Origin of the sequence: Burkholderia sp. BCC0405 (genome assembly GCF_902833075.1) — a bacterium.
In the GTDB taxonomy this organism is placed as follows: Bacteria; Pseudomonadota; Gammaproteobacteria; order Burkholderiales; family Burkholderiaceae; genus Burkholderia.
In genome coordinates this window covers 20,661-34,264 of sequence record NZ_CADFEO010000032.1, presented here as the reverse complement: position 1 = coordinate 34,264, position 13,604 = coordinate 20,661, and the positions used below count along the sequence as shown (strand labels likewise).

At 67.4% G+C, this 13,604-nt stretch carries 11 protein-coding genes; 3 read left to right on the top strand and 8 right to left on the bottom strand.

What is annotated here, in order from left to right:
- Positions 1–9: 9 nt before the first annotated feature.
- The 4 genes from dnaJ to grpE form a co-directional block, all read right to left on the bottom strand.
- A complete protein-coding gene (dnaJ, locus tag HWX36_RS34485) occupies positions 10–1,146 on the bottom strand; it encodes a molecular chaperone DnaJ (protein ID WP_175958225.1) in 1,137 nt (378 codons plus the stop codon).
- Positions 1,147–1,415: 269 nt separating this feature from the next.
- Positions 1,416–3,368, bottom strand: a complete 1,953-nt coding sequence (gene dnaK / locus HWX36_RS34480) for a molecular chaperone DnaK (protein WP_175958224.1) — start codon at positions 3,366–3,368, stop codon at positions 1,416–1,418.
- 147 nt (positions 3,369–3,515) lie between these two features.
- A complete protein-coding gene (locus HWX36_RS34475) occupies positions 3,516–3,926 on the bottom strand; it encodes a thioredoxin family protein (RefSeq protein ID WP_175958223.1) in 411 nt (136 codons plus the stop codon).
- Between the two features lie 10 nt (positions 3,927–3,936).
- A complete protein-coding gene (gene grpE, locus HWX36_RS34470; RefSeq protein WP_175958222.1) occupies positions 3,937–4,482 on the bottom strand; it encodes a nucleotide exchange factor GrpE in 546 nt (181 codons plus the stop codon).
- A gap of 354 nt (positions 4,483–4,836) precedes the next feature.
- Between grpE and HWX36_RS34465 the strand changes: the two genes are divergently transcribed.
- Positions 4,837–4,998 carry a hypothetical protein gene (locus HWX36_RS34465; RefSeq protein ID WP_006476841.1) on the top strand — a complete coding sequence of 54 codons (162 nt, stop codon included), beginning with the start codon at positions 4,837–4,839 and terminating at the stop codon, positions 4,996–4,998.
- Here HWX36_RS34465 and HWX36_RS34460 read toward each other — a convergent pair.
- From HWX36_RS34460 to hrcA, 3 genes are all read right to left on the bottom strand, one after another.
- Complete coding sequence (locus HWX36_RS34460; protein WP_021162216.1) at positions 4,970–5,377, bottom strand: RNA-binding S4 domain-containing protein; 408 nt, start codon at positions 5,375–5,377, stop codon at positions 4,970–4,972. The two genes, HWX36_RS34465 and HWX36_RS34460, sit on opposite strands and share 29 nt — an antisense overlap.
- A 5-nt stretch (positions 5,378–5,382) precedes the next feature.
- Positions 5,383–6,447: a ferrochelatase gene (hemH, locus tag HWX36_RS34455; protein ID WP_175958221.1), complete on the bottom strand. Its 1,065-nt coding sequence runs from the start codon at positions 6,445–6,447 to the stop codon at positions 5,383–5,385.
- A 398-nt stretch (positions 6,448–6,845) separates the two neighbouring features.
- The gene (gene hrcA, locus HWX36_RS34450) at positions 6,846–7,868 is read right to left on the bottom strand and encodes a heat-inducible transcriptional repressor HrcA (RefSeq protein ID WP_175958220.1); all 1,023 of its coding nucleotides are present in this window, start codon (positions 7,866–7,868) and stop codon (positions 6,846–6,848) included.
- A 131-nt stretch (positions 7,869–7,999) separates the two neighbouring features.
- On the opposite strand from hrcA, the gene HWX36_RS34445 reads away from it, so the two are divergent.
- The gene (locus tag HWX36_RS34445) at positions 8,000–8,902 is read left to right on the top strand and encodes an NAD kinase (protein ID WP_175958219.1); all 903 of its coding nucleotides are present in this window, start codon (positions 8,000–8,002) and stop codon (positions 8,900–8,902) included.
- 19 nt (positions 8,903–8,921) lie between these two features.
- A complete protein-coding gene (gene recN, locus HWX36_RS34440; protein WP_175958218.1) occupies positions 8,922–10,571 on the top strand; it encodes a DNA repair protein RecN in 1,650 nt (549 codons plus the stop codon).
- A 116-nt stretch (positions 10,572–10,687) separates the two neighbouring features.
- On the opposite strand, the gene glnE is transcribed toward recN, so the two are convergent.
- A complete protein-coding gene (glnE, locus tag HWX36_RS34435; protein ID WP_175958217.1) occupies positions 10,688–13,489 on the bottom strand; it encodes a bifunctional [glutamate--ammonia ligase]-adenylyl-L-tyrosine phosphorylase/[glutamate--ammonia-ligase] adenylyltransferase in 2,802 nt (933 codons plus the stop codon).
- Between the last annotated feature and the right edge of the window lie 115 nt (positions 13,490–13,604).

Here is a 13,604-nt window from a genome sequence, read left to right as displayed (position 1 = left end):
TTACTCGAGTTACTCGAAGAAGCTCTTCACACGGTCGAACCAGCTCTTGCTCTGCGGGCTGTGACGCGCGCCGCCCTCGGCCAGCGATTTCTCGAACTGCTTGAGCAGGTCGCGCTGGTTGTCGGTCAGCTTCACCGGCGTCTCGACCTGCACGTGGACGTACAGATCGCCCGCGATGCTCGAACGCAGCCCCTTGATGCCCTTGCCGCGCAGGCGGAACGTCTTGCCCGACTGCGTGCCTTCCGGCACCGGGAACGACGCGCGGCCGGCCAGCGTCGGCACCTCGATCTCGCCGCCGAGCGCGGCGGTCGTGAACGGGATCGGCATCTGGCAGTGGAGATCGTCGCCGTCGCGCTCGAACACCGCGTGCGGCTTGATGTGGATCTCGACGTACAGGTCGCCCGGCGGCCCGCCGTTGATGCCCGGCTCGCCGTTGCCGGCCGAGCGGATCCGCATCCCGTCGTCGATCCCGGCCGGGATCTTCACTTCGAGCGTCTTGGTTTCCTTCACCTTGCCGGAGCCGTGGCAATGCACGCACGGCTCGGGGATGTAGGTGCCCGTGCCATGGCACTTCGGACAGGTCTGCTGGATGCTGAAGAAGCCCTGCGACATGCGCACCGTGCCCTGGCCGTGACAGGTCGGGCAGGTTTCCGGCTTCGTGCCGGGTTTCGCGCCCGACCCGTGGCACACCTCGCACGACACCCAGCTCGGCACGCGGATCTGCGTGTCGTAGCCGTGTGCGGCCTGCTCGAGCGTGATTTCCATGCTGTAGCGCAGGTCGGCGCCGCGATACACCTGCGGGCCGCCACGGCCGCCGCGCGCGGCGCCGCCCGCCGCCTGGCCGAAGATGTCGCCGAAGATGTCGCCGAACGCGTCCGCGAAGCCGCCGAAGCCCTGTGCCCCCGCACCGCCCATGTTCGGATCGACGCCCGCGTGGCCGTACTGGTCGTACGCGGCCCGCTTCTGGCTGTCCGACAGCATTTCATAGGCTTCCTTCGCCTCCTTGAAATGCTCTTCCGCATCCTTGCTGTCCGGATTGCGGTCAGGGTGATACTTCATCGCAAGCTTGCGATACGCCTTCTTGATTTCGTCGTCGCTCGCATTCTTCGCGACGCCCAGAACCTCGTAGTAATCCCGTTTCGCCATATCGATTCACTGTGCCGTCCGCACCACATGCGCGCGGCGGCTCCTTTCGCTCGCAGTAAAGTCTCTCGACTCGTCTGGCGCTGCGGCCGTCCGCGGACGGCGCGTGCAGCACCCGCCAAAAAACAAATGTGCCCGGAGGGCCGCGAAGCCCGCCAGGCGTGGAGTCGATCCGGCCATCCGGAAGGAAAGACAGACCGCTTGTCAGCCAACCCGTCAGCCGCGCCGCGCGCGTGTTGCGCGCGCGGCGTGCGGCACCGGGGCAACCCGGCTTAGTCCTTCTTCACTTCCTTGAACTCGGCGTCGACGACATCGTCGGCAGCCTGTTGCGCACCGCCCGCGTGGGCCGCGCCTTCCGCCGCACCCGCTGCGCCGGCCGCACCCGCCTGCTGGGCCTGCATGTCGGCATACATCTTTTCGCCGAGCTTCTGCGAAACCTTGCCGAGCTCCTCGACCTTCGCGTCGATCGCAGCCTTGTCGGCCGACGTATCCTTCAGCACGTCCTCGAGCGACTTCAGCGACGCTTCGATCGCTTCCTTCTCGCCCGCGTCCAGCTTGTCGCCGTACTCGGTCAGCGCCTTCTTCGTGCTGTGGACCAGCGCGTCGCCCTGGTTGCGCGAATCGGCCAGCTCGCGCAGCTTGTGGTCTTCCGCTGCGTTCGCTTCCGCGTCCTTGATCATCTGGTCGATTTCAGCCTCGGACAGACCCGAGTTGGCCTTGATCGTGATCTTGTTTTCCTTGCCGGTCGCCTTGTCCTTCGCGCCGACGTGCAGGATGCCGTTCGCGTCGATGTCGAAGGTCACTTCGATCTGCGGCACGCCGCGCGGTGCCGGCGGGATGCCTTCGAGGTTGAACTCGCCGAGCAGCTTGTTGCCGGCTGCCATTTCGCGTTCGCCCTGGAACACCTTGATCGTCACGGCGCCCTGGTTGTCGTCCGCCGTCGAGTACACCTGGGCGTGCTTCGTCGGGATCGTCGTGTTCTTGCTGATCATCTTCGTCATCACGCCGCCGAGCGTCTCGATGCCGAGCGACAGCGGGGTCACGTCGAGCAGCAGCACGTCCTTGCGGTCGCCCGACAGGACCTGGCCCTGGATCGCCGCGCCGACTGCGACGGCTTCGTCCGGGTTCACGTCACGGCGCGGATCCTTGCCGAAGAATTCCTTCACCTTCTCCAGCACCTTCGGCATGCGCGTCTGGCCGCCGACCAGGATCACGTCGTCGATGTCCGACACCTTGACGCCTGCGTCCTTGATCGCGATGCGGCACGGTTCGATCGTGCGCTCGACGAGATCCTCCACCAGCGCTTCCAGCTTCGCGCGGGTGATCTTCAGGTTCAAGTGCTTCGGGCCCGACGCGTCCGCCGTGATGTACGGCAGGTTGATTTCGGTCTGCTGGCTCGACGACAGCTCGATCTTCGCCTTTTCAGCGGCTTCCTTCAGGCGCTGCAGCGCGAGCACGTCCTTCGACAGGTCGACGCCCTGCTCCTTCTTGAATTCGCCGATGATGTAATCGATGATGCGCTGGTCGAAGTCTTCGCCGCCGAGGAACGTGTCGCCGTTGGTCGACAGCACTTCGAACTGCATTTCGCCGTCGACGTCCGCGATTTCGATGATCGACACGTCGAACGTGCCGCCGCCGAGGTCATACACGGCGATCTTGCGGTCGCCCTTCTCGGCCTTGTCGAGGCCGAACGCGAGCGCGGCCGCGGTCGGCTCGTTGATGATCCGCTTGACTTCGAGGCCCGCGATGCGGCCGGCGTCCTTGGTTGCCTGACGCTGGCTGTCGTTGAAGTACGCCGGCACCGTGATCACGGCTTCCGTGACCGGCTCGCCGAGGTAGTCTTCGGCCGTCTTCTTCATCTTGCGCAGCACTTCCGCCGAAACCTGCGGCGGCGCGAGCTTTTCGCCGTGTGCCTCGACCCATGCATCGCCGTTGTCGGCCTTGATGATGGTGTACGGCATCAGGCCGATGTCCTTCTGGACTTCCTTCTCTTCGAAGCGGCGGCCGATCAGGCGCTTCACCGCGAACAGCGTGTTCTTCGGGTTGGTCACCGACTGACGCTTGGCCGGCGCGCCGACCAGCACTTCGTTGTCGTCCATGTAGGCGATGATCGACGGCGTGGTGCGCGCGCCTTCCGAGTTCTCGATGACCTTGACCTGGTTGCCTTCCATGATGGCAACGCACGAGTTCGTGGTGCCGAGGTCAATACCGATGATCTTTCCCATTTTTCCTAATCTCCAGAAATGCTTGTTTGCTGCGCAAAACCCCGCGTTTTGGGGCGGTTTCGCGCGCCAGAATTCAACTCTGTTCCCGAAATGCGTCCGTCCGATCCGTTTTCAAGACCCGACGAGCGATGCGGATATTAAATTTTTTCAATCGCCGCCGGCCAGTGGATCGCCGCCTGCCGCGGCGATTTTCGCGCGTGCCGCCGACACCGCTGCCTGGAACTGCGCGAGGCCATGCCAGCCCGTCGCGCGGCCCAGCCGCTTGCCGCGGTGGAAAAAGAACCACGTCGGCACGCCATGCAGCCCGAAGCGGCGGCCCAGCTGGTGGTGTTCGTACACGTTGCAATGGAACCACTTCAAGTCCAGCGCGCGGATCGCGTCGGGCTGGGCGAGCATCGCCTTCTTCGCGATCTCGCAGTTGAAGCAGTCGACGCCCCAGAAGAACACCACCGCGAGCGCATCGCCCGCGCCGTCGATCGCCGCGTCGAACGTGCCGGCGTCCAGTGCCCGCATGTCGAACGCGTCGAACGCGGCCGGATCGACGCCGGCAGGCAGCATCGCGACGGCCTTACTTCGGCTGCGCGACGGTGACGAGCGCCGGACGCAGCACGCGGTCGGCGATCGTGTAGCCCTTTTGCAGCACCGTGACGACGGTGTTCGGCTCCTGCTCGGCCGGCACCATCGAAATCGCCTGGTGCTGGTGCGGATCGAACTTCTCGCCGACCGGGTTGATCGCGACGACGCGGCCCTTCTCGAGCGCGCTCGTCAGCTGGCGCAGCGTCAGATCGACGCCTTCGCGCACCTTCGCGATGTCGCCGGACGTATCGTTGACGGCCGCTTCCAGGCTGTCCAGCACGGGCAGCAGGTGCTCCGCGAAGCTCTCGATCGCGAACTTGTGCGCCTTCGAGACGTCGTCCTGCGCGCGGCGGCGGACGTTCTCGGTCTCGGCCTTCGCCCGCAGGTAGCTCTCCTGCAGCTCGGCGACCTTGGCTTGAGCCTCCGCGAGCGCCGCGTCGGCTGCTTCAGCGGCGGGGGCAGCGCCTTGCGCCGCCTGCTTCTCGCTGCCGATATCTTCGGCCGATTGGGGTGCCGGGTTCTCTTGCGTGTTTTCCATGTCGCTGAAAGTCGATTAGAGGTTAAAGCCAAATCGGCAACCGCCGGTCCGTATACCGGCGGCACCGCACATTGCTGGTGCAAATAAGGGTGAATACGACGATTTCAAGGGGGTGATTCGCCGGCATTCTCCAATGCAGCGAAACAACCGCGCGTCACGCCGGGGCATCGCCCGCATAGTCCGCCAGATCAGGCGAAACGGCCTGTAACAACGCTTACCTGGCAAGTACTAGCTTGGCACAGGCCCGCTGCACTACACTGCACTCAAGCGTAGGAAAAGCGTGTTTACCCCTAGCTGGCCGCCGCCTGACATCCACCTGGCGCCGCTTTCACCCGTCTTCTCGAGGGGAGTACCGTGAAACTGACCTTTGCGATATCGGTGGTCGCGCTGGTACTCATTGCCGGCACCACCACCATCTGCCTGTCGGGAGCCGTTACCGACCGCACGACCGAATACGGGAGCGCGCGGGCGACGTTCGACCAGATGTTCAGCTCCCACCAGAAAATCTGTCGATGATGCGCCGGTCGCGCTTCGTCGGCCGGCCGTGCAATTCGGCTGCCGGCTCGCGATACGTGCGACGCCGCTCCAGTTCGGCGAGCCGCGCGGCGCGCCCCGCTTCCGTTTCCTCGTAAAGCGTCTGCGCGACGCTCGCCGGCCCGCGCACGTCGCACACGCCAAGCACGGCAATGTGCCAGACGATGCCGTCGATCGCAATCTCGACTTCGTCGCCCACACGTACTTCCTTCGCCGGCTTGACTGCCGCGCCGCCGATCTTCACGTGCCCCTTGTCGACCGCATCGGTCGCGAGCGAGCGCGTCTTGAAGAACCGCGCCGCCCACAGCCATTTGTCGATGCGCAGCTTCGCGCCCGGTTCGGTCGAGATCTTGTAATTCATCGCGCTTAACTCACCGTTTCGGGCTGCGCGGCCTTGACCGGCCAGCCCTGCAGATTCTCGGCGACGATCTCGCCGAGCGCACCGATCCACGCGGGCGCGCCGTTCAGGCACGGAATCCGGTGGAACGCCTTGCCGCCGCCGGCGAGGAATTCGTCGCGCACCTCCATGCCGATCTCCTCGATCGTCTCCAGGCAATCGGCCGTGAAACCGGGACAGAACACGTCGGCCCGCCGCACGCCGGCCTCGCCGAACTCGCGCAGCGTCGGCGCGGTGTAGGGCTGCAGCCATTCGGCCTTGCCGAACCGCGACTGGAAGGTGATGCGGCATTCGGTCGTCGACAGCCCGAGCGCGGCCATCAGCAGCGCCCCTGTCTGCTGGCACTGGTCGTGGTAGGGATCGCCGAGGTCGAGCGTGCGCTTCGGCACGCCGTGAAAGCTCAGCACGAGTTTGTCGCCGGCCGCGAAGTCGGGCCGGCCGTGCTGCGCCCAATACTGGCGCACCTGCTCGGCCAACGCATGGATATAGGCCGGATGGTCAGCGTAGTGCCGCACCGTGCGCACCTCCGGCTGGTTGCGCATGCACGCGAGCGCGTTGAATGCGGCGTCGAAGGCCGTGGCCGTGGTCGACGCCGAGTATTGCGGATACATCGGCATCAGCAGCACGCGCTCGACGCCCGCACGCTTGAACTGCGCGAGCGCGTGCGAAATGTTTGGGCTGCCGTAGCGCATCGCGTAGTCGACCTGCACTTGATAGCCGTTCGACGCGAGCAGGTGCCGCACGGCATCGGTCTGGCGCTCGGTGTGCACGCGCAGCGGCGAGCCCTCGGGCATCCAGACGGCCGCGTATTTCTTCGCGGACGCGCGGCCGCGCAGCGGCAGGATCAGCGTGCGCAGCAGCACCTGCCAGACGGCCTGCGGAATCTCGACGACCCGTGGATCCGACAGGAATTCGGCCAGGTAGCGCCGCACCGCGCGCGGCGTCGGGGCGTCGGGTGTGCCGAGATTGATCAGCAGCACACCGATGCGATGGGCAGCCGCGGTGCTCGAAGACGGCTCAAGATCGAAACGCATGGGCAATAACGTGCTCGGGGCACGGAACCGGACGGCTCTCAATTATAGCGGGCCGCCCCGCGCCGGTCGGCCAGGGCCTGTTCCCGCTCATGACGGGCTTGCGCCGGCCGCCGGAAGGGGCGAGCGCAACGCGCATGACGCCGCGATCGGCGCTTCTGGCGGCCAGCCCCGCAAAAGATTGATTTCAATCAGGGGAGCGAGCCTTGTCAGCCGCATTGCGGCGTCGCGCGTCGCTTGTTTGGCTCGGCCAAACGGTGCCCTTGCTTCTTGCACTGCGACCGGCAACGCTCGTTCGCAAGCGCGTCATGAGCGGAAACAGGCCCTGTCTTTCGGCCGACTGCCGGCACGCGCGGTGCCGCGGCAAGATGACGGGGCGGGATCGGGCCGGCGACGGCAGGCTACTGCTGGCTCAGCGTGAGCGACAGCAGGCGCGCGGTGATGTCGACGATCGGTATCACGCGGTTGTACGCCATGCGGGTCGGGCCGATCACGCCGAGCGTGCCGACGATCTGCCCGTTCACCTCGTAAGGCGCGGTGACGACGCTCATTTCCTCGATCGGCACGAGCGTCGATTCGCCGCCAATGAAGATCTGCACGCCCTGGGCGTGGCTCGACACGTCGAGCAGTTGCAGGAGGCCCGTCTTTTGGTCGAATACGTCAAACAGCTTGCGCAGCCGCGCCATGTCCGACGAGAGATCCGCCACTTCGAGCAGGTTGCGCTCGCCGGAAATCAGCACGGTGTCCTCGGTGTCGGGCACCTCGGTGCTGGCCGTCACGGCCGCATGCATCAGCGCGGTCATGTCGCCGCGCAGCTGGTCGATCTCGTCGCGCAGGCGGCGGCGCACCTCGTCGAACGACAGTCCGGCGAAATGCGCGTTGATGTAGTTGGACGCCTCGGTCAGTTGCGACGGCGAGTAATCGCGCGGCGTCGCGAGCATCCGGTTCTGCACGTCGCCCTCGGGCGTGACGATGATCAGCAGGATGCGCTTGTCCGACAGGCGCATGAACTCGATCTGCTTGAACACGTGGCTGCGGCGCGGCGTCAGCACGACGCCCGCGAACTGCGACAGGTTCGACAGCACGCTCGCGGCGGCCGCCACGACCCGCTGCTGCGGCTCGCCGGCCTGCAACGTGTTCTGCACCTGCCGCGCGACGGCTTCGGCGTCGATCGGCACCTCGACCGTCAGCATGGTGTCGACGAACAGCCGGTAGCCGCGCGGCGTCGGCACGCGGCCGGCCGACGTGTGCGGGCTCGACACGAGGCCGAGCTCCTCCAGGTCGGACATCACGTTGCGGATCGTCGCCGGGCTCAGCTCGAGCCCGGAGTAACGGGACAACGTGCGCGATCCGACTGGCTGACCGTCGGCGATATACCGTTCGATCAGGGTTTTCAGGAGGGTTCGTGCGCGAGGATCTAGCATGGTGGAAAATTTTAGCGCAACCGCGCGACCGCGGCGAGTGGCGTCGGCTACCGTTGCGCGGGTCGGCCCGATCCGGCCCCGCCCGCGCACAGCCGGTTCTTTTCGTCAACGAGCTATGGTGTAATGCCGGCATGAAAACCGGTAATCAGTTCAACACTGTCGCGCTCGTCGGCCGGAGCAACACGCCCAACATCGCCGAGCCGCTCGCCACGCTGGCCGCCTGCGTCGCCAAGCAGGGCTTCGAGGTCGTCTTCGAAGCCGAGACCGCGCGCGAGATCGGCATCACCGGCTACCCGGCGCTGACCCCGGCCGAAATCGGGGCGCGCGCCGACGTGGCGGTCGTGCTGGGCGGCGACGGGACGATGCTCGGCATCGGCCGTCAGCTCGCGCCGTACAAGACACCGCTGATCGGGATCAACCACGGGCGGCTCGGCTTCATCACCGATATCGCGGCAGCCGACATGCAGGCGCTCGTCCCGGTGATCCTGTCGGGCAAGTTCGAACGCGAGGAGCGCGCGCTGCTCGAGGCCCGGATCATGCGCGACGGCGAACCGATCTACCATGCGATCGCCTTCAACGACGTCGTCGTGAACCGCAGCGGCTTCTCCGGGATGGTCGAGCTGCGCGCCTCGGTCGACGGCCGGTACATGTACAACCAGCGTTCGGACGGCCTGATCGTCGCCACGCCGACCGGCTCGACCGCTTACGCGCTGTCGTCGGCCGGCCCGATCCTCCATCCGCAGCTGGCGGGTATCGTGCTCGTGCCGATCGCGCCGCACGCGCTGTCGAACCGGCCGATCGTGCTGCCCGACGATTCGAAAATCGCGATCCAGATCGTCGGTGGGCGCGACGTCAACGTGAACTTCGACATGCAGTCGTTCACCGCGCTCGAACTGAACGACACGATCGAGGTGCGCCGCTCGAAGCACACGGTGCCGTTCCTGCACCCGATCGGCTACAGCTACTACGCGACACTGCGCAAGAAGCTGCACTGGAACGAACACGCCTCGAACGAAGACGACAACGCGTCCTGACGCCGCTCCGCCCGACACCATGCTCCGCCACCTCTCGATCCGCGACTTCGTCATCGTCGCCGCGCTCGATCTCGAATTCGACAGCGGCTTTTCCGTCTTTTCCGGCGAAACCGGCGCCGGGAAATCGATCCTGATCGACGCCCTTGCCCTTGCGCTCGGCGAACGCGCCGACGCGAGCGTCGTGCGCACCGGTTGCGGCCGCGCCGACATCACCGCCGAATTCACGCCGCACGACCGCGTCGCGCGCTGGCTCGACGAGCACGCGTTCGACACCGAGGACACCGTGATGCTGCGCCGCGTGATCGATGCAAACGGCCGGTCGCGCGCATTCATCAACGGCACCAGCGCGACGCTCGCGCAGCTGCGCGAGCTCGGCGAAATGCTCGTCGACATCCACGGCCAGCATGCGCACCAGTTGCTCATGCGGCCCGACGCGCAGCGCGAGCTGTTCGATACGCACGCGGGGCTCGTCGCCGACGCCGCGAACGTCGCACGCGCATGGCGCGTGTGGCGTGACGCGACGCAGGCGATCGAGGCGGCAAAAGCGCACGAGCGCGAGTTGCAGCTCGAACGCGAAAAGCTCGCCTGGCAGCTCGCCGAGCTCGACAAGCTCGCCCCTCAGCCCGGCGAATGGGACGAAGTCAGCAACGAGCACAAGCGCCTGTCGCATTCGGCGAACCTGATCGAAGGCGTGCGCGGTGCGCTCAACGCGCTGTCCGAGTCCGACGACGCGATGCTCGCGCAGCTCGGCGCGATCGTGTCGAAGCTGCGCAGCCTCGCCGACTACGACACCACGCTCGGCGACGCGCTCGCGTCGCTTGAACCGGCCGAGATCCAGCTGCAGGAAGCGGTCTACTCGCTGTCGCACTATGCGCAGCGCATCGATCTCGATCCCGAACGGCTCGCGCAGGTCGAAACGCGCCTCGACGCGCTGCACTCGACCGCCCGCAAGTTCCGCTTGCCGCCCGACACGCTGCACGAAGAACACGCGGCACGCCGCGCGCAGCTCGCCGCGCTCGACGCGGCCGCCGATCTCGGCGCGCTCGAGGCGGTGCAGGCCAAGGCGCGGGAAGCCTATCTCGCCGACGCGAAACAGCTGTCCAAGGCGCGCACACAGGCCGCCAAGGCGCTCGGCGCGGCCGTCACGGCCGGCATGCAGGAATTGTCGATGGCGGGCGGGAGCTTCGAAGTCGCGCTCGTGCCGCTCGCCGACGGCGGCCCGCACGGGCTCGAGCAGGTCGAATTCCGGGTCGCCGGGCACCCTGGCGTGCCGCTGCGGCCGCTCGCGAAGGTTGCGTCGGGCGGCGAGCTCGCACGCATCAGCCTCGCGCTCGCCGTGATCGCCAGCGCGGCAAGCCCGACCCCGACGCTGATCTTCGACGAAGTCGATACGGGGATCGGCGGCGGCGTCGCCGAAGTGGTCGGCCGCCTGCTGCACCAGCTCGGGCGCGATCGCCAGGTACTGTGCGTGACGCACCTGCCGCAGGTCGCCGCGCGCGGCGACCATCACTTCCAGGTCACAAAAGGCGCCGACGACCGCGGCGGCACGGTGTCGACCGTGGTCGCGCTCGACCGCGCCAACCGGATCGAGGAAGTCGCGCGGATGCTCGGCGGGCTCGAGATCACGGCCACGACGCGCAAGCACGCGAAGGAAATACTGGCCGCCTGACGCCGGCCGCCCGTTAGCCGTTCATCGAATGCAAAAAGACCGGCGCACGCGCCGGTCTTTTTTTGGGGCACGGCGGCGCGATCGCTCCCCCTGCCGCTCCGCATCGAACGGTCGTTTCAACTATCCGCTTCAACCGCCCCGAACACGCGCGTCCACAGCGCCGTCACGGCCGCCCGCTCGTCGGCCACCACGGCCGGATCGACCCGCGCCTTCTCCATCCCGTCGAGCCGCAGCTTGTGCTGCAGCTTCCGGTACTTCCGGTACGCCGCCCCAACCCGCTCGGCCTCGTCCTCGCCCATCAGCCCGAAGCGCGCGACCTCTCGCAGCAGCGCGATATTGCCCGTGTTGCGGATCAGCTCGGCGTCGCTCGACGCGTGCAGCAGCACCCAGTACTGGACGATGAACTCGATGTCGACCATTCCGCCGCGATCGTGCTTCAGGTCGAACAGCTCGGTCTGGTTCGGGTGGCCGGCGAACACCTTGCCGCGCATGTCGACGATTTCCTTCGCGAGCACGCCGCCGTCGCGCGGCGTCGTCAGCACCTGCTGGCGGATCGCCTCGAAGTCCGCGCCGATCTGCGCGTCGCCCGCACTATAGCGGGCACGCGTCAGCGCCTGGTGCTCCCAGACCCACGCGGTATTCGCGGCGTCGCCCTCGCGCAGCTGGTAGCGGCGGAACGCGTCGAGATCGGTGACCAGCAGCCCGGCCTCGCCGTTCGGCCGCAGCCGCAAGTCGATGTCGAACAGCGCGCCCGCCCCGGTCGCCGTGGTGAGCCATGTGATCAAGCGCCGCGTGAAGGTCGTGTAGACGTCCGCCGAGCGCTCGTCGGGGTCGTCGTACAGGAAGATCAGGTCGAGATCCGATGCGTAGCCGAGCTCCTTGCCGCCCAGCTTGCCGTACGCGATCACCGCAAACTGCGGCACGTCGCGATGGCGCTTCGCGAGCTGCGACCAGACGACTTCGATCGTCACGTCGAGCACCGCGTCGGCCAGTTCGGACAGCCGGTCGCTCACATGCTCGACCGACAGTTGCCCGGCGAGATCGATCAGCAGGATCCGGAACACCTCCGCGTGCTGTGCGTGCCGCAGCAGGTCCATCTGCTGCTCGGGGCCGTCGGCCGCGGCGAGGCGCGCGCGCAGCGCCTCCTTGAACGCGGGCCAGTCGAACGGGCTCGCGATCGCCTCGTCGTCGAGCAGTTCGTCGAGCAGCTGCGGATGGCGGATCAGGTAGCCGCCGCCCCAGCGCGTCGCACCGAGCACCGACAGCACGCGGTCGAGCGCGGCCGGATATTCGGTCAGCAACGCGAGATAGACACCGCGCCGGCTGACCGTCTCGAGCAGGTCGAACAGGCGGATGATGGTTTCGTCGCGGCGCGCGGCATCGATCCGCGGCGCGGCCTCCAGCGCGCGCTGCGCGACGCGGTCGAAGCGATGCCGGCTCTTTTCCGGCAGGCCCGTATAGCGCGACGACTGCCAGACAGCGCGCAGCCGGGCGAGCACCGTCGCCGGATCGGCGAAGCCGAGGCCGTCGAGACGGGCCGCGAGCGCATCGTCCTCGCCGTCGTCGGCGAGCGCACTGCTCCAGATCCACGCGGCGGCCGTCTCTTCGCCCGCGCCGCAGGGCGCGCCGTTCACCTTGTCGGCGAAGATCTGGTCGAACTGCGCCTCGACGAAGTTGCGGTGCTCGTCCAGCACCGTCATCAGCGCCGCATAGTCGGCAAAGCCCAGCGACGCGGCCAGCGCCGCGCGTTCGTCCGGCTCGACCGGCATCGCATGCGTCTGCGCGTCGTTGCGGTACTGCAGCCGGTGCTCGAGCGTGCGCAGGAAATTGTAGGCATCGGTCAGGCGCGCGCGCACGTCCTCGCCGATCAGCCCGCGCGCCTGCGCATGGCGCAGCACCGCGAGCGTCGGCCGCACGCGGAATTCCGCATCCTGACCGCCACGGATCAACTGGAACACCTGCGCACTGAACTCGATCTCGCGGATCCCGCCGCGCCCAAGCTTGATGTCGTCGGCCTTGTCGGGCCGCATCGACGCGCGACGCGCGGCTTCCTGCCGGATCTGCTGGTGCAGCGAGCGGATCGCGCCGATCACGCCGAAGTCGAGGTAGCGGCGGTACACGAACGGCTTGACGATCGACTCGAGCTGCGACTCCAGCCGCCGCGCCGCGTCGCTGTCGCCTTCCGACACGAGCCGCCCCTTGATCCACGCATAGCGCTCCCACTCGCGGCCCTGCACGTAGAAATACTCCTCGAGCATGCCGAGGCTGCAGACGAGCGGCCCCGAATCGCCGTTCGGACGCAGCCGCATGTCGACGCGAAATACGTAGCCGTCGGCGGTGACTTCCGACAACACGCCGATCAGCCTCCGGCCGAGCCGCGTGAAATATTCCTGCGTGGGCAGCGGCGAACGCGCGCCGCCGGTCGTCTCGCCGTCGTCCTCGTAGACGAAGATCAGGTCGATGTCCGACGACACGTTCAGTTCCCGGCCGCCGAGCTTGCCCATCCCGACCACGCCGAGCACGACGCGCTGGCCGTCGGCGCCGCGCGGCTCGCCGTACAGCGCCTCGAGTTCGGCCGACAGCAGCGCGAGCGAGCGCTGCACGGCCACTTCCGCGAGATCGGTCATCGCACCCGTCACTTCGGCGACGTCCGCCAGCCCGCGCAGGTCGCGTTCCGCGACCGCGCCGAACGCCTCGGCCCGCAGTTGCCGCAGCGCGCGCTTCAGTTGCTCCTCGGTCGGCGCGGCCGTGCCGGCCTGAGTCGCCAGCAGTTCGGTGAGGCGCGCGTCGAGCTGCGCGCGGCCGAGCGGCGCGGCAGCCCACGCGGCGACCTGGTCGGCGAGCTCGGGCCGCGCGGCGGCCGCGCGGGCCAGGTAACGGGAATAGGACGTGCAGATCAGGGCGAAAGCGTCGGTCATCGAGAAGCGGGCCTGGCGGAAAGGCCGGCCGGCACGGGACACGCATGCGCGCCCCGCTGCCGACCGGCCCCATGGACTCGGCGCGGCATCGCGGGGCGTGTGCGCCCGTCGCGAA

Bases quoted from the DNA above. Each gene is read 5' to 3' on its own strand.
- dnaJ (WP_175958225.1), bottom strand. From the start codon at position 1,146: ATGGCGAAACGGGATTACTACGAGGTTCTGGGCGTCGCGAAGAATGCG.
- dnaK (WP_175958224.1), bottom strand. From the start codon at position 3,368: ATGGGAAAGATCATCGGTATTGACCTCGGCACCACGAACTCGTGCGTT.
- HWX36_RS34475 (WP_175958223.1), bottom strand. From the start codon at position 3,926: ATGCTGCCTGCCGGCGTCGATCCGGCCGCGTTCGACGCGTTCGACATG.
- grpE (WP_175958222.1), bottom strand. From the start codon at position 4,482: ATGGAAAACACGCAAGAGAACCCGGCACCCCAATCGGCCGAAGATATC.
- HWX36_RS34460 (WP_021162216.1), bottom strand. From the start codon at position 5,377: ATGAATTACAAGATCTCGACCGAACCGGGCGCGAAGCTGCGCATCGAC.
- hemH (WP_175958221.1), bottom strand. From the start codon at position 6,447: ATGCGTTTCGATCTTGAGCCGTCTTCGAGCACCGCGGCTGCCCATCGC.
- hrcA (WP_175958220.1), bottom strand. From the start codon at position 7,868: ATGCTAGATCCTCGCGCACGAACCCTCCTGAAAACCCTGATCGAACGG.
- HWX36_RS34445 (WP_175958219.1), top strand. From the start codon at position 8,000: ATGAAAACCGGTAATCAGTTCAACACTGTCGCGCTCGTCGGCCGGAGC.
- recN (WP_175958218.1), top strand. From the start codon at position 8,922: ATGCTCCGCCACCTCTCGATCCGCGACTTCGTCATCGTCGCCGCGCTC.
- glnE (WP_175958217.1), bottom strand. From the start codon at position 13,489: ATGACCGACGCTTTCGCCCTGATCTGCACGTCCTATTCCCGTTACCTG.